The sequence below is a fragment of the Pseudonocardia yunnanensis genome (assembly GCF_039534065.1).
In the GTDB taxonomy this organism is placed as follows: domain Bacteria; phylum Actinomycetota; class Actinomycetes; order Mycobacteriales; family Pseudonocardiaceae; genus Pseudonocardia; species Pseudonocardia yunnanensis.
Map to the genome: position 1 here is coordinate 135,586 of NZ_BAAAUS010000020.1, position 20,943 is coordinate 156,528.

Annotated in this window: 19 protein-coding genes; 16 read left to right on the plus strand and 3 right to left on the minus strand. The window is 69.8% G+C overall.

Annotated elements, in window-relative coordinates; all coding sequences use genetic code 11:
• Positions 1–70: 70 nt before the first annotated feature.
• From ABD743_RS19385 to ABD743_RS19395, 3 genes are read right to left on the minus strand one after another with little or no spacing between them, the layout of a single operon-like run.
• Complete coding sequence (locus ABD743_RS19385) at positions 71–871, minus strand: enoyl-CoA hydratase/isomerase family protein (protein ID WP_344723519.1); 801 nt, start codon at positions 869–871, stop codon at positions 71–73.
• Entirely contained in the window at positions 868–1,983 is a 1,116-nt protein-coding gene (locus ABD743_RS19390; protein WP_344723520.1) for a hypothetical protein, read from the minus strand. The genes ABD743_RS19385 and ABD743_RS19390 overlap by 4 nt, the downstream gene beginning before the upstream one ends.
• Positions 1,980–3,200 carry a CaiB/BaiF CoA transferase family protein gene (locus ABD743_RS19395; protein ID WP_344723521.1) on the minus strand — a complete coding sequence of 407 codons (1,221 nt, stop codon included), beginning with the start codon at positions 3,198–3,200 and terminating at the stop codon, positions 1,980–1,982. Before ABD743_RS19395 ends, ABD743_RS19390 begins: the two co-directional genes overlap by 4 nt.
• Before the next feature lie 243 nt (positions 3,201–3,443).
• Here ABD743_RS19395 and ABD743_RS19400 point away from each other — a divergent pair, with 243 nt between their 5' ends.
• The 16 genes from ABD743_RS19400 to ABD743_RS19475 all read left to right on the plus strand — a co-directional run bounded on the left by ABD743_RS19400 (position 3,444) and on the right by ABD743_RS19475 (position 20,916).
• Positions 3,444–4,181, plus strand: a complete 738-nt coding sequence (locus ABD743_RS19400) for an SDR family NAD(P)-dependent oxidoreductase (RefSeq protein ID WP_344723522.1) — start codon at positions 3,444–3,446, stop codon at positions 4,179–4,181.
• Positions 4,178–5,242 carry an aldose 1-epimerase family protein gene (locus ABD743_RS19405; RefSeq protein WP_344723523.1) on the plus strand — a complete coding sequence of 355 codons (1,065 nt, stop codon included), beginning with the start codon at positions 4,178–4,180 and terminating at the stop codon, positions 5,240–5,242. Before ABD743_RS19400 ends, ABD743_RS19405 begins: the two co-directional genes overlap by 4 nt.
• The gene (locus ABD743_RS19410) at positions 5,239–6,324 is read left to right on the plus strand and encodes a Gfo/Idh/MocA family protein (RefSeq protein ID WP_344723524.1); all 1,086 of its coding nucleotides are present in this window, start codon (positions 5,239–5,241) and stop codon (positions 6,322–6,324) included. The genes ABD743_RS19405 and ABD743_RS19410 overlap by 4 nt, the downstream gene beginning before the upstream one ends.
• A 42-nt stretch (positions 6,325–6,366) precedes the next feature.
• A complete protein-coding gene (locus ABD743_RS19415) occupies positions 6,367–7,269 on the plus strand; it encodes a sugar phosphate isomerase/epimerase family protein (RefSeq protein WP_344723525.1) in 903 nt (300 codons plus the stop codon).
• 553 nt (positions 7,270–7,822) lie between these two features.
• Positions 7,823–8,272 carry a MarR family winged helix-turn-helix transcriptional regulator gene (locus tag ABD743_RS19420; protein WP_344723526.1) on the plus strand — a complete coding sequence of 150 codons (450 nt, stop codon included), beginning with the start codon at positions 7,823–7,825 and terminating at the stop codon, positions 8,270–8,272.
• Positions 8,269–9,753 carry an MFS transporter gene (locus ABD743_RS19425; RefSeq protein WP_344723527.1) on the plus strand — a complete coding sequence of 495 codons (1,485 nt, stop codon included), beginning with the start codon at positions 8,269–8,271 and terminating at the stop codon, positions 9,751–9,753. The genes ABD743_RS19420 and ABD743_RS19425 overlap by 4 nt, the downstream gene beginning before the upstream one ends.
• A 168-nt stretch (positions 9,754–9,921) precedes the next feature.
• Positions 9,922–10,251 carry a hypothetical protein gene (locus ABD743_RS19430; protein WP_344723528.1) on the plus strand — a complete coding sequence of 110 codons (330 nt, stop codon included), beginning with the start codon at positions 9,922–9,924 and terminating at the stop codon, positions 10,249–10,251.
• Positions 10,170–10,481 carry a helix-turn-helix transcriptional regulator gene (locus ABD743_RS19435; RefSeq protein WP_425566947.1) on the plus strand — a complete coding sequence of 104 codons (312 nt, stop codon included), beginning with the start codon at positions 10,170–10,172 and terminating at the stop codon, positions 10,479–10,481. Before ABD743_RS19430 ends, ABD743_RS19435 begins: the two co-directional genes overlap by 82 nt.
• Positions 10,482–10,737: 256 nt before the next feature.
• Positions 10,738–11,175, plus strand: a complete 438-nt coding sequence (locus tag ABD743_RS19440) for a histone-like nucleoid-structuring protein Lsr2 (RefSeq protein WP_344723530.1) — start codon at positions 10,738–10,740, stop codon at positions 11,173–11,175.
• An 801-nt stretch (positions 11,176–11,976) separates the two neighbouring features.
• Positions 11,977–13,257: an extracellular solute-binding protein gene (locus tag ABD743_RS19445; RefSeq protein ID WP_344723531.1), complete on the plus strand. Its 1,281-nt coding sequence runs from the start codon at positions 11,977–11,979 to the stop codon at positions 13,255–13,257.
• Positions 13,254–14,195, plus strand: a complete 942-nt coding sequence (locus tag ABD743_RS19450) for a carbohydrate ABC transporter permease (protein WP_344723532.1) — start codon at positions 13,254–13,256, stop codon at positions 14,193–14,195. The genes ABD743_RS19445 and ABD743_RS19450 overlap by 4 nt, the downstream gene beginning before the upstream one ends.
• Positions 14,188–15,078, plus strand: coding sequence for a carbohydrate ABC transporter permease (locus ABD743_RS19455; protein ID WP_344723533.1), 891 nt, complete (start codon positions 14,188–14,190; stop codon positions 15,076–15,078). Before ABD743_RS19450 ends, ABD743_RS19455 begins: the two co-directional genes overlap by 8 nt.
• Position 15,079: 1 nt before the next feature.
• Positions 15,080–16,867, plus strand: coding sequence for a GH39 family glycosyl hydrolase (locus ABD743_RS19460; protein ID WP_344723534.1), 1,788 nt, complete (start codon positions 15,080–15,082; stop codon positions 16,865–16,867).
• Position 16,868: 1 nt separating this feature from the next.
• A complete protein-coding gene (locus ABD743_RS19465) occupies positions 16,869–18,305 on the plus strand; it encodes an NAD-dependent succinate-semialdehyde dehydrogenase (protein ID WP_344723535.1) in 1,437 nt (478 codons plus the stop codon).
• Complete coding sequence (locus ABD743_RS19470) at positions 18,302–19,210, plus strand: dihydrodipicolinate synthase family protein (protein WP_344723536.1); 909 nt, start codon at positions 18,302–18,304, stop codon at positions 19,208–19,210. The genes ABD743_RS19465 and ABD743_RS19470 overlap by 4 nt, the downstream gene beginning before the upstream one ends.
• Before the next feature lie 11 nt (positions 19,211–19,221).
• Positions 19,222–20,916 (plus strand): dihydroxy-acid dehydratase, encoded by a 1,695-nt coding sequence (locus ABD743_RS19475; RefSeq protein ID WP_344723537.1) that lies wholly within the window; start codon positions 19,222–19,224, stop codon positions 20,914–20,916.
• Positions 20,917–20,943: the final 27 nt, after the last annotated feature.

Genomic DNA, 20,943 nt, shown 5'->3' on the forward strand with positions numbered 1-20,943 from the left:
TAGCCAACCCCTGGTGCGGGTTCTCCGGCCCGGCGCCCTCGCTGTCACTGCTTCCGTCCATGGGTTCCTATCAGCGCCTGCGGAACACGGGGTCGCGCTTCTCTGCAAAGGCGCGCCTGCCTTCGGCGGCGTCCTCGGTGGCGAAGCAGATCGTCTGCAGGTCGCGCTCGTACTCCAGCGCCTTGTCCTCCGACATGCTGTAGGCGGCCCGCAGGTTGATCTTCGCTGTCTCCGCGGCGATCGGTGCTCGCGAGGCGATGATCGCTGCGATCTCCCATGCCCGTGAAATCAGGCCGGACGGTTCCGTCACCTCGCTGACCAGGTGCCAGGTCAGGGCCTGGTCGGCATCGATCCGTTCGCCCGTCATGGTCATGAAGGCCGTGTTGCTCGGACCGATGGCGCGGGTGAGGAAACTCGTCATGCCGCCGCCGCCGATCCAACCGAGCTTGATCTCGGGAGCGGCGAACGAGGCGGTGCTGGACGCGATGCGGATGTCGCAGGACAGGGCCGTCTCGAGGCCTCCACCGAGCGCGTACCCGTTCACCGCCGCGATTGTCGGGGTCCGCGCGGCGCGGATCGCGTCGCAGTAGTCGGTGCGGTTGCGGAAGTCCCACGGCGTGGCGTACCGGTCGAGCTCGGCGATGTCCGAGCCGGCGCTGAAGGCGCGGTCGCCCGCGCCGGTGACCACGATCGCCCGCACCGAGTCGGAGCGATCGCACCACCCGATGGCGTGGACGATCGCCGCGGACATTCGCGAGGTCACGGCATTGAGCTTTGCGGGCCGGTTGAGCGTGAGCGTTGCGACGCAGTCGATGACGTCGAGCAGAACCTCCTCGGTGCCGAGATCGATGAAGGGTGTCGTGGTTGTCATGAGGTCTTCTCCCGTTCCGAGTGGCTGGCACGGTAGAGGTGCTGGAGCCGGTCGAGCCCGCGGCGGTTATCGAGATCGCCCGCGAGAATGGCTCGGACGACGGCGGAGGCGTCCGACTGGAATTCGATGTAGCCGTCGTGTCGCGGACGCACCCAAGCCGTCTCGCAGGTGCGTGCCGTCCGCCGGTAGAAATCGCCCGCCGCAGCGTTGACGCCGTCGTCGGACCAGGCCGCCCGCGCGCTGGGCTGACCGGCGTGGGAGGGGATGAACCGGGTCTGCGCCTCGGTGCTCATCAGCCGGCGCACGTGGTCGAGCAGCGCCGGGCTGGGCGCGCAGCGGGCGCTGATCGCGATCCCGGTGCCGCCGAGCGTCGAGCCGGGGCGTCCGCCAGGCGTGACGGCGGGGGCGTCGCCGAACGCCAGGCGCCCTGCGTAGTTGACGTAGCCGTACACGAGCGGGCAGAGCGCGAGCCGGTCGGTGGCCGACATCAGCTCCAGGAGCTTGATGGGGTTGAGCACACGGGTCTCAGCCGGTGCATGCGCGTCGATCGACTCCATGAGGCGGAGCACCGCGAGCCCGGTGCCGGTCGAGAGCAGGTGGTCGGGGGAGGAGGCGGGTTCCTCGCCGAGCGCGACGGCGATCGAGGCGAACGACAGGAACGCGTGCGGCCCGGCCAGGGAGAGCGCGACCGGCGCGCTGCGGGCGATCCGCTCCACCTCGTCCCAGGTTGCAGGCGGCTCGCCGACGAGGTCCGCGCGTGCGGCGCTCACCTGCGTGGCCGCGTCGAGCGGGAGCGCCCACTGGCGACCCTCGACGACGTACGAGCGCATCGTGGGGCCGATGCTCGCCGCGCTCCACACCGCGAGCTCGTCGGCGCTGAACAGCTCGTCGAGCGGGGTGAGACAGCCTGCCGCGACGGCTTCCCCGAGGTGGGGATGGTCGAGGACGACCAGGTCGTAGCGGGCGCACAGGTCGTCGATCGGGTGCGACTCGAAACCCTCGAGCGGTTGGGTGTCCCAGACGATCAGGTCCCCGGCCGCTGCGGCGAGCGCGTCGTGGCCGCGGGGATGGTCCCAGGTCAGGCCCCGGAAAGCCGCACGCGAGGCGGTCATGTGCTCTCCACGACGACGCCGGACTCCAGCAGTCCCTCGATCGCGGGTATGTCGAGCCCGAGCTCACGGAGCACCTCACGGCTGTGCTGGCCCGCGAGCGGGGCGCCGCGATCGATCCGGGGTGGGGTCGCCGAGAACTTGTACGGGAAGCCGGGCACCGTGACCGCGCCCTCGGTGGGGTGGTCGTAGGTGACGAATGTGCCGTTGTGGCGGATCTGCGGGTCCTCCAGCAGATCGGCGTAGCCGTAGACGGGGCCTGCCCAGATGCCGGCCGCGGCGAAGGCGTCGAGCCAGTGCTCTGATGAGCGGGTCTCCAGATGCCGGGCGGTGGCCGCGAAGATCTCGTCGCGGTGGGTCCACCCGTGCTCCTCGTCGATCATGTCGAGGAAGGAGTCCTCGCCGAGCAGTTCCCCCAGCGTCTTGAGCGGCGGGAAGGCGAGCGCGATGTAGCCGTCGGCGGTCTTGAACGTCCCGTAGGGCGAGCGGATGTAGACGTGCGCGTGCGGTTGCTCCGAGCGGGCCTGCGGCAGGCCGCCGACGGTGTACACCGAGAGCTCCTGCATCTGGAGTGTGGTGATCGCGTCGAGCATGTTGACGGTGACCAGCTGGCCCTCGCCGGTGCGCTCCCGGTGCAGCAGCGCGGCGAGCACCCCCTCGAACGCGGTGGAGGCGGTGACGGCGTCGACGATGTACTGCCCGGCCGCGCGCGGTGCCTCGCCGGCGCGGCCGCTGGATAGCATGGCGCCCGACATGCCCTGCAGGAGCAGGTCCTGGCCGGGGCGCCCCGCGTAGGGGCCGTCCTCGCCGTAGCCGGAGATCGAGACGTAGACCAGGTCGGGGTTGATCGCGCGCAGGCTCTCGTAGTCGACCCCGAGCCGGGCGGCCACACCAGGCCGGTAGTTCTGCAGGAACACATCGGCTGACGCCACCAGCGTGCGCAGGATGTCGCGGCCGGCCTCGGACTTCAGGTCGACGGCCAGTGAGCGCTTGTTGCGGTTCAGCGAGAGGAACGAGACGTTGATCCGATTGCCGGTGGCGCCACCGGCGGCGGCATGGCGCTGCCACTCGCCGGAGACGGGCTCGACCTTGATGACGTCGGCACCGAGATCGCCCAGCCGCTGGGCGGCGAACGGGCCCGCCATGGCGATGGAGCAGTCGAGGACCCGGTAGCCGGTGAGTACTCCGGGGCGCTGATGGTCCTCCTGCTGGCCTGTCACGGTCGCTCCCTCGCCCTGGTGTTAGCGCTACCGCTAGCGCTAACATCACGCTAGGCAGCACCGGTTCGAGGTGTCAACCGCAGGTGTGTTGCCCAATGAGAGCTCCGGGAGACCGTGGGTAACCAGGCACTGTGACGAAGACGTCCGGCGCGGGCCGGGATGGGGGTCGCCGATGCGCGCACGAGTCGAGGGACCGACCGGGACGGCACCGTCACGAGTCGCCGTCCGGGTCAGTGGTGCCCGGTGACGGCGGCGCTCGTCACCGGCGCAGCCGGTGCACTCGGCCGGGCCACGGCCGTGCGCCTGGCCGCCGACGGCCTCGACGTCGCACTGCTCGACGTGGACGAGGCGGGCCTGGAGCGCACGGCGGAAGAGGTCGGGAAGACCGGCGTGCGCGTCCTGCCGTTGCCCGTGGACCTCCGCGACGCCGCCGCGGTCGAGGAAGCGGTCGAGCGAACGTCCGCCGAGTTGGGCGGGCCGCGAGTGCTGGTCAACAACGCCGCGATCTACCCGAGCAGGCCGTTCCTCGAGGTGCCGCTCGCCGAGTACGAGCAGGTCGTCGTGGTCAATCAGCGCGCGTACTGGGTGGCAGCGCAGGCAGCGGCCCGACACATGGTCGCAGCAGGGGAGGGGGCGATCGTGAACATCGCCTCGATCACGATGCACGGCGGCTGGGCGGACCTCGCGGCCTACGTTTCCACCAAGGGCGCCGCTGCCGCGTTCACCCGCGCGCTTGCCCGAGAGCTCGGCGAGCACGGGATCCGCGTCAACTGCGTCTCGCCCGGCGCGTTCCCCACGGCCGCCGAGGAGATCCACGAGAATCCGGAGGAGTACCAGCAGTTCGTGCTGGACCGGCAGGCGCTCAAGCGGCGCGGCCGCCCCGAGGAACTTGCGGCCGTCGTGGCGTTTCTTGCCGGGCCGGACTCCTCCTTCGTCACAGGACAGTGCATCGAGGTCAACGGAGGGTGGGTGATGGCATGAGGCTGAACGGCCGCGACTACGACCGCACCGGTCTGGCCCGGCTGGCAGGGGATGCCGCCGCGGCGGGCGGGGTGCGCGCGGTCGTCCTGGACGACGGGGCGGAGCGCGGGATCCGCGCGCTGGAGTTCCGCACCGGCGCAGGACTGTCCTTCGACGTGCTGGTCGACCGCGCGATGGACCTGGGCACCGCGGAGTTCCGCGGCAACGGGTTCGGCTGGCGATCCGCCACCGGATTCCGCCACCCGGGGCTGCACGAGTACCGCGACGACGACGGCCTGTCGATGATGCGCAGCTTCTCGGGACTGCTGCTCACGGCCGGGCTCGACCACACCCTCTTCTCCGCCGAGGTGGACGCCTCTCAGTACCGCTACCCGCCTCGCGAGACGGTGTCGAACGGGCTGCACGGACGCGTCGGCAACATCCCCGCCCGTCTGCACGGCTACGGCGAGCGCTGGACCGACGAGGGCGATTGCGTGCTGTGGGCCGAGGGCGAGGTGCGCCAGGCTGCGATCTTCGGCGAGCACCTGCGACTGACACGCCGGATCGAGGCCGACGTCGGTGGCACCGAGATCCGGCTGATCGACACAGTGCGCAACGCCGGGTTCGACCCCACGCCGCACATGTACCTCTACCACGTCAACATCGGCTGGCCGTTCCTCGACGAGGGCGCCCGCTGCGAGTTCCCGGTCGAGCGCACGGCCTGGCAGAGCGACAGTGTCGCCGAGCAGGGCGTGTCCAACATCGAGATGCCCGCCCCGCAGAAGGGCTTCGTCGAGCAGGTCTACGAGCACGAGCTCAAGCCCGACGGGGCGGGCAAGGTGCGCCCACGGCTGGTGAACGAGCGGCTCGGGGTCTTCTTCGAGTTGGAGTTCGACACCGCACAGTTCCCGGCGTTCTTCCAGTGGCTGCACCTGCGGGAGGGCGCCTACGCGATCGGGTTCGAACCGTCCACCCATCACGTCCAGGGCGAGGTGGCCGCGCGCGAGAACGGCTCGATGACGTTCCTCGAGCCGGGGGAGGAGCGGCGCTACGAGACGGTCTTCCGGGTGGGGGAGCTGTGAGCGGAACCGACGTGAGTCCCGACCAGCCGGTGCGCTGCCGCGAGTTCGGCATCGGCGCCGTGGGCGCGGGCTTCATCATGGCCGACGTCCAGTTGGACGCCTACGCGCGTGCCGGCTTCCCGGTGCGCGCCATCACCTCCCGCACGAGGGCGAGCGCCGAGTCCGTCGCCAAGCGCTGGGACATCCCCACCGTCCATGACACCGTCGAGGACCTGGTCGCCGACCCCGCGGTGCAGATCCTCGACGTGGCCTACCCACCGCACCTGCAGCCGGACGTGATCAGGGCCGCGCTGCGGCACGACCACATCCGCGGCGTCCTCGCCCAGAAGCCGCTCGCGCTGAACCTCGCGGAGGCCACCAGGCTCGTCGACGAGGTCGAGGCTGCGGGCAAGGTCATGTCGGTCAACCAGAACATGCGCTACGACCAGTCGATCCGGGTGCTCAAGCAGCTGATCGACCGTGGTGAGCTCGGCGAGATCGTCACGGCCACGGTCGACATGCGCGCGGTGCCGCACTGGCAGCCGTTCCTGCGCGACTACGACCGGCTCACGATCGCGAACATGAGCGTCCACCACCTAGACGCGCTGCGGTACCTGTTCGGCGAGCCGGAGGACGTCTACACCGCCGTCCGTAAAGACCCGCGCACGACGTTCGAGCACGTCGACGGCATCGTCGCCTCCACACTGCGGTTCCCCGGCGGCGTGCTCGCGGTGAGCTTCGAGGACGTGTGGGGCGGGCCGGTACAGGAGGGCGTCGAGGGCGACGTGGCGATCCGCTGGCGGGTCGAGGGCACCCGCGGGCTGGCGACCGGCACCCTCGGCTGGCCGGACTACCCCGACGGCAGCCCGTCGACGCTGCGGTACTCCAGCGAGTCGACCGACGGGTGGGTGCAGCCCACCTGGAACACCCAGTGGTTCCCCGACGCGTTCGCCGGCGTCATGGAGCAGTTGCAGTACGCGCTCGCGACCGGCGAACCGCCCGCACTCCCCGCGCGCGACAACCTGAAGACCATGGCCCTCGTCGAGGCCGCCTACCGATCGATCGACGAGCGGCGCGCGGTGTCGCCCGCCGAGTTCCTCTGAGTCCCATCGACCGTTCTCAGGACCTCCACGAAGGAGTGGCACATGCTGCCCGTCGGCATCTTCTCCGGCATCTACCAGCACGACCTCGACGAGGCTGCGCAGCGCGCCCGCGCCCATGGCTTCGGTTGCGTGCAGTTCGACCTCGACTTCACCGATCCTCGCTTCACCGAGCAGGGGCTCACCGAGGTCGAGTGCAAGGAGATCCGCGACACCTACCGCCGCCACGACGTGCCGATCGTCTCGGTGTCCGGATACACCAACATCATCCACCCGGACCCGGCCGAGCGGCAGCTGCGGCTGAACCGGCTGCGCGCCCTCATCCGCAGCGGGCGCCACCTCGGCACGCCCTACGTCATCAGCGAGACCGGCACCTACAACACCGGCAGCGACTGGGCCCCCGACCCGCGCAACCTCACCGAGGCCGGGTACGCGGAGTGCCTCGACGTGATCGGCGGCCTGGTCGAGGAGGCCGCGAAGCACGACGCCGTCTTCTGCGTGGAGACCTACGTCAACAACGTCATCGGCACGATCGACGCCACGCTGCGGCTGTTCCGCGACATCTCGAGCCCGCACCTGGGCCTGGTGATGGACCCGACCAACTACTACGAGGACCACAACATCGACGACATGGACGGCGTGCTGCGCCGCATGTTCGCCGAGCTGAGCCCGTACATCAAGATCGCGCACGCCAAGGATGTGGCCCGCGCCACCGACACGGGCGAGAAGCACGCCGACACCGGTGCGGCGGAGTACCTGTCCTTCCGCGGCGTCGGGGCGATGGAGCTGCACGGCCCCGGACAGGGCGCGTTGAACTACCCGCTCTACCTCGAGCTGCTCGCCGCGCAGCACCCGAACATGCCCGTGATCATCGAGCACGTCACGGAGGACGAGGTGCCTGCGGCCAAGCAGTTCGTCCACGGCGCGCTCGTCGCCGCGGGCGTGTAGCCGACCGCACGTTCAGGACAGCTCCAGCCCACCCGGGGGCCACGAGCGGGCCGTTGATCCAGTAGATCGGGTCCAACGTGCCGCTCGTCCGGAAATGAGCGCACCAGCACCCAAGCTCCCGGTCTTGGGGCCGTCCCCCGGCCCGCGCGGGTGACGAGCGGGCCGTTGATCCAGTAGGTCGGGACCAACGTGCCGTTCGTCCGGAAATCGGCGCGCCAGCACCCAAGCCCCCGATCTGGCAGCCGACCCCGTCTGAGGCAACGAGCGACCCGTTCATCCACTAGATCGGCACGAACGCGCCGATCGTCCGGATATCAGCACGCCAGCACCCCCGCAAAGCTCCTGACCTTGCGGCCGGGCCCCAGCCCCGCCCGCGGCAACGAGTGGACCGTTCGTGCAATAGATGGCGTACGAACGTGCCGCTCGTCCGAGAGTCGGGGCCCACGCATCCGCAGCGACACCAGTTCGCCGGCTGAACCACAACCCAAACTGTTCAGTCTGTGTTGCTCAGTTTGAACTTGTCAGTTTGGACTGTTGAATCTACGGTCACGGAATGTCCGAGATCAGCAGTGATGTGGCGGCGTCGGCGGTGTGCGCGGCGCGCGATGTCCGGGTGGTTGTTGGCCGGCTGCGACGTCGGCTCCGGGAGACCTACGACAGCGGTGACCTCACTCCGTCCCAGACCTCGATCCTCAGCCGCCTCGACAAAGACGGAGCGGCCACGGCCAGCGCGCTGGCGGCGGCCGAGCGGGTCCGTCCGCAGTCGGTGGCGGCGGTTCTCTCGGTGCTGGACGAGCGCGGGCTGATCGAGCGCCATCCCGACCCCGGCGACGGCCGGCGCCAACTGGTGTCGCTGAGCGCGGCCGGCCGCGAGTTCATCGACGACAGCCGGCACGCGGGCGAGGAATGGTTGGCCCGTGCCCTCCACGAGCGCTTCACCGAAGCCGAGCGCCGCGCCGTCATCGAGGCGATGGCCCTCCTGGAACGGCTCACCCACGCATGACCTGGCTGACTCGCCTGACCAGGCCCGGACGTTCCCTTCCGACGGACGACACGTTCGACCGCAAGCTGATCGCGCCGATGATCCTCGGGTCGATCTTGAATCCCGTGAACTCCTCGATGATCGCCGTGGCGCTCATCCCGATCGGAATCGACCTCGGGGCTCCACCGTCCGAGACGGCCTGGCTGGTTTCCGCGCTGTATCTCGCAACCGCCATCGGTCAGCCCGTCGTCGGGCGGCTGGTCGACATCTACGGACCTCGCCGCCTCTACCTGGCCGGCACCGCCCTGGTGGGGATCGCCGGGATTCTCGGCGCTCTCGCCGCGTCCGTGGGGGCACTGGTCGTCGCCCGGGTGTTGCTCGGGTTCGGCACGTGCGCCGGCTACCCGGCCGCGATGTACCTCATCCGTAGCGAGGCCACCCGCACAGGGCGCGACAGCCCCAACGGCGTCCTGACCCTGCTCGTGATCGCCAGCCAGACCATCGCCGTGGTCGGGCCCAGCCTGGGCGGGCTGCTGATCGGCCTCGGCGGCTGGCGGGCCACCTTCACCGTCAACGTTCCGCTCGCCGTGGCCTGTCTCGTCCTCGGAGCGCTGCGTCTGCCCCGCACCCGCGCATCGGCACGGACGACCGGGCTGGCCAGCACGGTGGACCTCGCCGGCATCGTCCTGTTCGCCACGATGCTCGTCTCGCTGTTGCTGTTCCTGACGACCCCACAGCTCTCACACGCCTACCTGCTCGCGATCACCGTCGCAGCCGCCGTCGGACTGGGATGGTGGGAGCTGCGCGCGGCGACCCCGTTCATCGACCTGCGAGTGCTCGGTGGCAACCTCCCGCTGCTCGCCACCTACGCCCGCACCCTGCTGACGGCGGTCGTGGCGTACGCCTTCCTCTACGGGTATACGCAGTGGCTCGAGCAGGGGCGCGGGCTGTCGCCGACCGTGGCCGGGCTCGTCCTGATCCCGATGTTCGCCATCGGGGTCGTCGTCTCGGCGGTCACCGGACGCCGTACCGAGGTGCGGGGAAAGCTCGTCGTCGGTGCCGTCGCCCAGGTCGTCGCCTGCGCCGGGCTGCTGCTGCTCGGCCCCGCCACCGGGATCTGGTGGCTCGTCGGCCTCGCTCTGCTCCTGGGCATCCCCCAGGGGCTGAACAACCTCGCGAACCAGAACGCCATGTACCACCAAGCCGACCCCACTCGGACCGGTTCGTCGGCCGGCTTGTACCGCACCTTCTTCTATCTCGGCGCGATCAGCGCTGCCGCCGCCAACGGCGCCTTCCTGGCCGATCGCGCCGACACGCCCGGCCTGCACCACCTGGCCCTGTTCCTCGGCCCCTGCGCGCTCCTCTTCCTGGCGGTGACCCTCGTCGATCGCTCCCTGCGTCGAATCGGTGGGTCGAAGGACGCCGAGACGCCCGCCGATCACGACCCCGTACCTGCCGGCACCTGCACATCTCGATCTCCAGGGCAGTCCCGGCGACCCTGATCCACACGGGTGACAAGGACGCTTGACATTGAGGCGCGGCGGGTCGATCCTCAGTGCATGACAAGCGACCTTGACAGTTCCGCCGGAAGCGTCGGTGATCGAATCCGGGCGCGGGCATACCACCGTGATTTCTGGCCGGGGATAGTCGGTTATGGCGCGGTGCTCGCCGTGGTGCTCGTGTTCGGTCAGCTCGATGGCGAGAGTCCGTGGCGCTTCCTCTGGGCACTGTTTCCGGTGCTACCGGCGGTGTGGGTGGTGCGCGCCGTCGTGCGTCACCTGCACAGGATCGACGAATTCCAACGGCTGCTGACGTTCCAAGCTCTCAGCGTCGGCTTTCTGGTCGCGATGGTCGTTGCGGTGACGGGGGGCTTTCTCGGCTTCGCAGGCCTGGAGCCGCCGTTTCCGTTGGCCACGGGATGTTGGGTCGTCTACGGCGCGGGAATGCTCGGCTGGGCTGTCGCCGGCGGTGTCCTCACTCAGCGGGCGGGGCGGCAGTGAGGAACCGGCTCAGGGCGCTGCGAGGGGATCGTGGCTGGAGCCAGGGCGCGTTGGCTGATCGGCTCGGGGTCTCCCGGCAGACCGTCAATGCGTTGGAAACCGGCCGTTACGACCCCAGCCTGCCTCTCGCCTTCCGCATCGCACGGCTCTTCGAGCACCCGATCGAATCAATTTTCGACCCCGGCGACGACCCGACCTTCTCCGAGGAGAAGAGCGGGACCGAGCGGTAGCTCGGGCCGGCTACCTGGGGGTCTGCTGCTGCTCGGCCGCAGTTGGGCATACCGCGTGTGGGCTGCAGTGATTCCCGTGCCAGCGGTGGCCGCCGGGCTGTTGCTGCTCGTTTCTGGAGCACTGCCCGGCCACCGACGGTAATTATTCACGCCGAGGGGGGAACCCGGGGCGTCCACATCCTCGGGTGATTTGACATTCTCCGACTGTCGTGGAGAATTGCGTGACCCTTGAAGGCTTGATGGATGGAAGTGAAAGATGGCAAGCGTCACGCGTGTACGGCTCGTCGACGACCTGGATGGTGGCGAGGCTGACGAGTCGGTCTCCTTCGCCCTCGACGGCAAGAACTTCGAGATCGACCTGAGCGCGAAACGCGCTGCGGAGCTGCGGGGCATTCTGGCTCCGTTCGCCGGGGCAGCCCGTCGTGCCGGTGGCAGCACCATTCGCCGCCAGCGCGGCACGGGTGCCTCGTCACCCCGACGGGACGACACCGCCGCAATTCGTGAGTGGGCTGCTGCTCATGGCCACCAGGTTTCGGCGCGCGGTCGTATCTCCGCCGCGGTGATCCAGGCCTACGAGAGCCGGGGCGCGACAGCAGCCCTTTCCACCGCCGACGCGGTCGGAGTCGAGGCCGACGCCAAGCCCAAGCGCCGGCCGCGCAAGAAGGTTGCGAACCCGTTCGCGACCGACAACTGATCTCAACCCAAGTGCGGCGAGGGTCCGGGTCTTCGACCCCGGTTCCCTCGCCGTGTCAGTTCCAGCCCTGGCACGTCGCGCCTGGCGCGACCGCAGAGCACGGGCCTATCCCTCCAGTGTCCCGTCGAGACATTCATGATCGACGGCGAGCCTGAGGTGTCGATCAGCCGCGCGGGCAGGGCCCCAGCGGCAGGCAGGCGTCGAGAGATGCGATCGCCGCGGCCCTGACAGCGGCGACGGTTCGCTCCCCGATCCGACGCACCGCGCTCCCGGCCTGAGCACTACGATCATCCGTCGCACCTCGCAGCACGTGGGGTGACCTCGCAACGCGCCGGCCTGCTGCGACGATGCGCAGCTGGCTGCGACAACGCGGTTGTCCACAGGTTCTCGTGATCGTCCGTTCCACCCTTTGGCGGCCGCTAACGATCAACAGTTGTCGGCGCTCCCGGTTGACAAACCTTGTTAACGCTAACATTGTGAGCGCTAACAACGTGTCGAGGGGGATGCGTGATCGGTTGGTCGATGAGCTCCGTGCCCAGGTTCCGCTCGGTCCGCTCGCGGAGGGCGAGACGAGCAGCGCGTGCTGGGCGCCCACATGGTCGAAGTCCGTTCCGATCGCCACGGCCGTTCCACCGGTGGAGATCCACCCGCCCGGTATCGATGACCGCAGCCCCCTTCCTCGCCGCTGACCTGTCGGATCAGCCGTATCTCGTTCACGGAAGCTCGGCCGCCGGCTGACCCGGTGAGCTCGGGGATCACAGCCCAGTACAAGCCCACGACATCGATGTCCGAGGGAGACTGATGCTGCCCACGTTGTCCCGGCGCCGGCTGCTGGCGCTTGCGGCCGGGAGCGCCGCGAGTGTCGCGCTCGGCGCCTGCTCCTCACCATTCGACGAGACCACTCGCGGAGGCGGTCGGGTTCTGGAGTTCGTCACGTTCTACACCGGTGGCGACGGCGACCTGATGCAGTCCATCGTCGATCGGTACAACTCATCGCAGGACGAGGTGTTCGTCCGGTTCAGCGCGCCGGCCTACGGCGGGGACTACCTGACGAAGGTCCTCACGGCCGCGCTGGCCGGGGCACCGCCCGCGATCGTGGCGCTGCACAGCTATGAGATCCAACCGCTGCGGCGCTTCCTCCACACGATCCGGCTCGGGGATCTGGGGCTCGCCGAATCCGACTTCGTCGACGGTACGAGAGAGCTCGCGGAGATCGACGGTGAGCTGTACGGCGTCACCATGAGCACGGGGCCGCAGGCGCTCGGGTACAACCGGCAGCTGTTCGCGAAGGCCGGTCTCGATCCCGCCCGCCCGCCCGCCACGGGTGAGGAGTTCCTCGCGGCCGCACAGGCGCTGAAGGCGTCCGGACCATGGGGTTTCGTCCGGGAGACCGGCACGTACATGCCCTGGCAGAGCATGAACTGGCAAGGCGGCGGCGACCTGATCGACGCCGAGAGCCGCGCGATGTTCGACAGCGACGCGGGCATCGCGGCGGCGCAGTTGGAGCAGGACCTCGTGCACCGCTACCAGGTGTCGCCGCAGCAGCTCGTGGACGGGCTCCAGGTCGGGCAGATGTTCCGCGCCCAGCAGGTCGGGATGGTCTGCACCTATCCCTGGGGGCTCCAGCAGTTGCTGGAGACGAACGCCGAGACCGGCATGGAGCTCGACGTCGCACCGCTGCCGCAGTTCTTCGACGGGCCGCGGGCCATGATCGCGACCTCGCACATCTACACCATCCCGATCCAGCGCACGAACGACGACTGGGTCCGGGACCAGGCGCAGAAGTTCATCAGCTGGCTGTTCCGCGAGGGCAGCGTCGACTGGGCGGGTGCGCAGGCGCCGGCCAGCACGGCGGCCGCGGCACCGATCGCCGCGAGCACGGACCCGGTCGTCCGCAAGATGAGCCTCTTCATCGACCAGGCGAAGTACGCGCATTTCGCGCCGTATGCCTACCGCTGGAACCAGGCCTACCAGTACCTCAACGACGCGATGGACAACATCGTCTACCAGCGCGCAGACGTGGCATCAGAACTCCGCGCCGCGACGGCCCGGGCGACCGAGACGATGAAGGAGCCGTCATGAGTGCCGTCACCACCGGGATCGGCGCAACCACTCGAGACGGGACCGGTGCGCGGACCCACAGGAATCGGCGCAGGCGTCCGTGGCGAGCCGCCGTTCTGTTCCTGACGCCGTTCGCCGCGCTCTACCTGCTGCTGTGGGCGGTGCCGGTGGTGCACGGTCTGTACCTCAGCGCCACGGACGTCAACGTGGCCGAGGGCACCGGCGGGTTCGTCGGACTGAACAACTACGTGACGTTGCTCGGCGACTCCGACTTCCACGCCGCGTTCGGCCACACGCTGCTCTTCGTCGTGCTGAACGTGCCGGTGCTCGTGGCGGCCGGGCTGGTGCTCGCGCTGCTCCTGAACCGCGACCTCGGTGGGCGAAACGCCATCCGGGCTGCGTTCGTGTCGCCCTATCTGCTGCCCGGCGCTGCTGTGGCCCTGATCTGGAATCTCGTGCTCAACCCCGTCAACGGCTCGCTCAACACCGTGCTGCAGGCGATCGGGTTGCCCGCACAGCAGTGGCTCTCCCAGCCAGGTGAGGCGATGGGCGGGGTCGTGCTGCTGACACTGTGGTGGCGGGTCGGGTTCCCGCTGCTGATCCTGCTCGCCGCGCTGCAGGACATCCCCAAGCAGCTGTACGAGGCGGCCCGGATCGACGGGGCGAACCCGTGGCAGCAGTTCCGCTACGTCACGCTGCCCGGCATCGCGCCGGTGCTCGGCCTCGTGATCCTGCTCAGGTTGATCGACTCGTTCAAGGTGTTCGAGCAGGTCTACCTGCTCACCGAGGGCGGGCCGAGCGGCAGCACCCGTGTGGTGCTGCAGATGCTCTACGAGACGGGCTTCCGTGACTTCCGCACCGGATACGCCGCCGCCATCGGATGGACGCTCGCACTCGTGATCCTCGTGGTCGCGATCGTCCAGCAGATCCTGACCCGGAGGAGCTCGGGCAATGGCTGACACCGCGAGCATGACGCGCCCGGCTTCCGCAGCAGGCCGGGGGCAGGTGCCACCCGCCGCCCGGCGTCGTGCCCGGTGGATCGCCACGGGCGCCGCACTCGTGGTGGCTGTGCTGTGGGCGCTTCCGCTGCTGTGGGCCCTGTCCTCCTCGTTCGAGGCGGCCGACGACGACGGCAACCGGCTGGTGCCGCAGAGCCCCACCCTCGACAACTGGGGAATGCTCGTCGACCCGGGCGGGCGCGCGGTGAACATCTTCGTCGCGTTCTTCAACAGCGCGGTGGTGGCGGTCAGTTCGACCGTGCTGGCGCTGCTGGTCTGCTCGATGGCCGGCTACGCGCTGGCGAGGCTGCCGTTCCGTGGCAACGGCGTGGTCTTCGGGCTGCTCCTGGTGACGATGCTGATCCCGAACGAGGTGGTGCTGGTCCCACTGTTCCAGCAGTTCAACCAGCTCGGTCTGCTCAACACCTACGGCGCGCTTGCGCTGCCGCACATCGTGTCGCTGCTCGGTGTGGTGCTGATCCGGCAGTTCATCGTGAACCTGCCCGACGACCTCACCGACGCCGCCCGGATCGACGGCGCGAACCCGTGGCAGACATACCGCTACATCGTGGTGCCGCTGATCCGCCCGGCCATGGCGACGCTCGGCATCCTCGTTTTCCTCGGCGCCTGGAACGACTTCCTCTGGCCGCTGATCTCCACCAGCTCGCCCGCTATGCAGACCCTCCCGCTCGCCCTTGTGACCTTCCGGTCGGCGTATGGCGACATCGACTACGGCGTGGTGATGGCCTCGACGATCCTGGCGATCACGCCGCCGCTCCTGGTCTTCCTCTTCGCACAGCGCTTCATCATCGAAGGAATCAGCAGTACAGGACTGAAGGGTTGAGATGACCTCCGATCTGCAGCAGATCGACACGGACGGTTCCGACAACGGGGCCGCCGATCCTGCCGCCGAGAAGAACAGCTCGGGCAGCGGCGTCCAGGCCGTGCCCTACACGCCTTCCGATCCGGACGCGCCGCACGTGCGTACGGCCCGGGTGACGGTCGACGCAGGTGACGACCGCGGCGTGCTGGACCGTCCGTGGGCGAGCCTCGGCTACGACGAGATCAACTGGACCTACACCCCGCAGGGCCGCCGGACGCTGGGGACGATCGGGGGTTTCGCCGAGAAGCCCTACCACGTCCGCCCGCACTACATCTTCAACAGCGGCACGGGCCTCGGTCTCCCGCACTGGGGGAGCGGGAACGTCTACCACGAGGACGCGGACGGCAACCCGTTCTACGACTTCACGATCGCCGATCTCACCTACGACACGATCGTCGGGGCCGGCCATCACCCGCTGGTCGAGCTGGCGTTCACCCCGCGCGCCCTGGTGCCGGACAGGGCGAAGGAGGAGTTCGCGTTCGAGAGCAGCCCGACGCTCTACAGCGAGTACGAGGCGGGATGGTGGTCCTACCCGCCGAAGGACTACGCGAAGTGGGGCGGGCTCGTGGCGGCGCTGGCGCAGCACTGCCTGGACCGGTACGGCGAGGAGGAGATGTCGCACTGGCTGTGGGAGCTGTGGAACGAGCCCGACATCTCCTACTGGCGCGGCACCCCCGAGGAGTTCCACGACCTGTACGAGGTGGCCGCGAAGGCGATCCGGAGCGTGCTGCCCACCGCGCGCGTCGGCGGGCCAACGGTGACCGGCGGCGACAAGGGGGTCACGTTCCTGCGTGGCTTCCTGACCGCGTGCTCCGAGCGGGACCTGCCGCTGGACTTCGTCTCGTTCCACACCAAGGGAGCGGCATTCTCGCCGTGGCGCACCTATGCGCCGATCGGCGCGCCGGCACCGACGAAGCAGTCGCCGTCCATGGCGAAGATGCTGCGGGAGATCGATCGCATGCTCGCGGTGATGGAGGAGTTCCCGGCCTACACCGGGCTGCCCGCGATCGTGGACGAATGCGACGCGTCGGTGCCCGCGCACTGGGGGATCTACGACAACGCGAACTTCGCCTATCGCAACAACGAGTACTACCCGGTGTTCCAGGCGAAGCTGATGAAGAAGGTCCTCGACCTGAACGCGCGCCACGATGCGCAGGTCGCGGAGGCGACCACGTGGAGCTTCTTCATGGAGGGCGAGCGCTACTTCGAGGGCACCCGCAGCTTCGTCACGGCGTCGGGGATCGAGAAGCCACTGATGAACGCCTACCGGGTGTTCGCCCAGCTCGGTGATCGGCGGATCGGGGCCACATCGGACGCTGCCGTAGTCGTGGACGATCTGACCGTCGTCGGCGCCGGTCTCGCGGAGGAGGTCGACGTGCTGGCCAGCCGGTCGCCGGCCGACGGCCGCGTCGCGGTGCTCGTCTGGCGCCACGCCGACGACCAGTACGCGGAAGACGACGCGCCCACCGTCGTCGACCTGCAGGTCGACGGGCTGACGCCGGGTGCATGGACGCTGCAGCACTGGCGGATCGACCGCGATCACAGCAACAGCCACACGGTGTGGCAGGGCGTCGGTGCCCCACAGGACCCGACGGCAGAGCAGTTGGCCACGATCACGCACCGGCAGGGTCTCGAGCGGTTCGCCGACGATGCGCGTGTCACGGTCGACGGCGGCACGCTGACGCTGGAGGTGCAGCTTCCGCTGCCCTCGCTCAGCCTGCTGGTGCTGATCCCCGAAGAGGGCGCCTGACGTGCCCGACCAGCTGTTCATCGGGGGTGAATGGCGGGACGCGTCGGACGGCCGCACGATCGACGTCGTCGACCCGGCCACCGAGCAGGTCGTGGCCACGGTGCCGGACGCATCCGACGCCGACGTCGACGCCGTCCTCGCTGCGGCGGCCTCGGGGTTCGACACCTGGCGGCGTGCGTCCCCTACCCAGCGCTCCGAGGCGCTCGCCCGTGCCGCATCGTTGTTGCTGGAGCGCACGGAGGAGATCGCCGCCGTCCTCACCCAGGAGCAGGGCAAGCCGCTCGACGAGTCCAGGGCCGAGGTGCGCCAGTCGGCCGAGCAGTTCAGTTGGTTCGCCGGCGAGGCCGTGCGCGCCTACGGGCGGGTGCTCGCAACCGAGCCGGGGCGCCGGTCGTGGGTCGAGCGGCGGCCGGTCGGCCCGGTGGCCGCGTTCACGGCCTGGAACTTCCCGGCGTCGCTGCCCGCGCGCAAGCTCGCGCCCGCCGTCGCGTTCGGCTGCAGCATCGTGCTGTGCCCTGCGGTGGAGGCACCACGCACCGCGATGGCGCTGGTGGCGGCATTGGCCGACGCCGGCGTGCCGGACGGCGTCGTCAACCTGATCACCGGCGAACCGCCCCGCGTCAGTGCGCGGCTGATCGAGTCGGACGTGATCGCGAAGATCAGCCTGACCGGCTCGGTGCCGGTGGGCCGGCAGCTCGTGCGGCTCTCCGCCGGGCGGCTGCAACCGCTCACGCTGGAGCTCGGCGGCCACGCCCCGGTGCTGGTCCTCGACGATCTCGACGACGAGGCGGTCGACCGCGCTGGTGCCGCGGTGGTGCGGTCGAAGTTCCGCAACGCGGGACAGGTCTGCATCTCGCCGAGCCGGATCTTCGTGCAGGATGCCGTCCACGACCGCTTCGTCGCCGCCGTCGAACGGCAGGTCGCGCAGCTGCGGGTCGGGCCCGGCAGCGATCCGGACAGCGACGTCGGCCCCCTCGCCAACGCGCGGCGGCGCGCTGCCGTGGCCGAGTTGGTCGAGAAGGCCGCGGCCGGCGGAGCCACCGTCCGGTGCGGCGGCCGCGCGCCGGACGGGCCGGGCTTCTTCTACCTGCCGACGGTCCTCACCGACGTGCCCGCGGACGCCGCCGTTCTGCGCGAGGAGCCGTTCGGGCCGGTCCTTCCGGTGCTGCGGTTCGGCACCCTGGACGAAGGGCTCGCCCGGGCCAACGACGTGCCGTACGGGCTGGCGGCGTATGTCTACACCACTGACCTCGGTCGGGCCGACGCTGCGGTGGCGGGCCTGGACGTGGGCATGATCGGGGTGAACGAGACGGCACTCGCCTCGGCCGCGTCGCCGTTCGGAGGAGTCGGACTCTCGGGGTACGGCCGGGAGGGCGGCACCGAGAGCATCGAGGCGTACACCATCGCCACCGCCGTGACATCGAGGGGAAGGCCGTGAGCAGTAGCAAGGAACCGCTTCCTGCGGGCGTCTGGGGAGTGCTGGCCACGCCGCTGACCGCCGACGGATCCGCCGTGGACACCGAGTCCCTCGCCCGCCAGGTGCAGCACTACGCGCGGATCGGGGCTACCGGGCTCACCGTGCTGGGGGTGTTCGGCGAGGCGGCCCGGCTCACGCAGGACGAGCGGCGGACCGTCGTGGAGACGGTGGTGGCGGCGGACCCGCGGCTGCCGCTGGTGGTCGGGGTCAGTGCGCTCGAGACCGACGCGGCCTGCGCCGAGGCGGACAACGTGCTCGATCTGGTGGACGGGCGGCTGGCCGGGCTGATGGTGCAGGTCGCGTCCCCCGACCCGGCCGAGCTTGCTCGGCACCTGACGAAGGTCGCCGACCGGACGGGACAGGGGATCGTCGTCCAGGACTATCCGGTCATCAGTGGTGTCTCCATCGCCGCGCGTGATCTGGTCGACGCGGTCCGACGGGTGCCGTCGGTGACGGCGGTGAAGTCCGAGTCCTCGCCCAGCCCGCCTGCCGTGGCCGAGCTCGTCGCGGGTGTCGAGGTTCCCGTGTTCGGCGGGCTCGGCGGCACGTGTCTGCTCGACGAGCTCGCGGTCGGTGCGGCGGGCGCGATGACCGGGTTCTCGGTGCCGGAGGGGTTGCTCGCCTGCGTCGCGGCGTATCGGTCCGGTGGGTTCGGCGCCGCTCGTGAGGTCTGGCGCGACTACCTGCCGCTGGTGAACTTCGAGTTCCAGCAGGGCATCGCGCTCGGGCTGCGCAAGCACAGCCTGGTGCTGCGCGGGCTGATCCGGCACGACGCGGTGCGGCCGCCCGCACGGGCGATCCCGCCGCGCATGCTCGAGTTGCTCGCCGAGCACCTGCGCCGTGCCCCGGGCGCCGTGCTCCCGTAGGAGAGGAAGCGATGACTGAGGAGACCGGGCTCTACCGCGGCCTGACGAACTACGGCGACCGGGAGTTCTCCCGCTACCTACGCCGGACATTCCTGCACTCGACGGGCCGTGCGCCGGAATCGCTCGATCGCCCGGTGATCGGCATCGCCACATCGGCGAGCGACTTCAACCCCTGCCACCGGGCGATGCCGGAGCTGGTCGCGTCGGTGGTGCGCGGCGTGACTGCGGCCGGCGGGCTGCCCATGCAGTTCCCGACGGTGTCGCTCGGGGAGGGATTCCTCAACCCGACGGCGATGATGTTCCGCAACCTGATGGCGATGGACGTCGAGGAGATGGTGCGGGCACAGCCCATGGACGCCGTCGTCCTGGTCGGTGGTTGCGACAAGACCGTCCCGGCGCAGCTGATGGGTGCGTTCTCCGCCGGGCGACCGGCCGTCCAGCTCGTGACCGGGCCCATGTCGACCGGGCGCTACCACGGGGAACGCCTCGGCGCCTGCACCGACTGCCGCCGGTTCTGGGCGAACTACCGCGGTGGCGACGTCAGCGCCGAGGAGATCGCGGAGGTCGAACGGAACCTCGCCACCACGGCGGGCACGTGCGCGGTGATGGGCACGGCCAGCACGATGGCGTGCGTCGTCGAGGCACTGGGGATGGCGCTGCCGGGCAGCGCCACCGCACCTGCCGTGCACTCCGACCGGCTGCGGATCGCGGAGGCGACCGGCACGGCCGCCGTCGAGATCGCCGCAGCAGGGCGCACGCCGGACCAGGTGGTCACCCCGGCGTCGGTCCGCAACGCGCTGCGGGTGCTGCTCGCGATCGGCGGCTCGACCAACGCCTTGGTCCACCTGACGGCGATGGCGGGGCGGCTGGGAATCCCGATCGATCCGGACGAGCTGAACGCGCTCAGCGAGACGACGCCCGTGCTCGTCGAGCTCAAGCCGACGGGCGCGCACTACATGGAGGACCTGCACGCCTCCGGTGGACTCCCGGCCGTGCTGCACGAGCTGCGGGACCTGCTGGACCTGTCCGCGCTCACCGTCACCGGCGCCACCCTCGGCGACGTGCTGGGGGAGGGGCCCGACTGGGTCGACCGAAGCGTCGTACGGACGGCCGCGGAACCGAGCCGGGACAAGGGCGGGCTGGTGTGGTTGCGCGGGTCGCTGGCGCCCAACGGCGCGCTGATCAAGCGGTCCGCCGCGGATCCGGCGCTGTTCGAGACCACGGGACGAGCAGTGGTGTTCCGCTCGCTGGAGGACCTCGCGGAACGAGTCGATGACCCGGACCTCGACGTGACGGAGTCGGACGTTCTCGTACTGCAGAACGCCGGTCCGCGCGGAGCGGGGATGCCCGAGGCCGGTTACCTGCCCATTCCCGCCAAGCTGGCGCGCAAAGGCGTGCGCGACATGGTCCGCATCTCCGATGCGCGAATGAGTGGCACCGCGTACGGCACGATCGTCCTGCACGTCACGCCTGAGGCCGCGATCGGCGGCCCGCTCGCGCTGGTCAGGACGGGGGACCGGATCCGGCTGTCGGTCAGCGAGGCGAGCCTCGACCTGCTCGTCGACGACGCGGAGCTGGCCCGCCGCCGGGCGGAGCTGCCTGTGCCCCAACCGGGCCCGATGACCGGATACCGCAAGTTGTTCCACGAGCACGTCACGGGGGCCGACCGTGGCTGCGACTTCGACTTCTGCATCCCCCGTGCCTGACGGCACACCTGTCGCCGAACCGGAGAT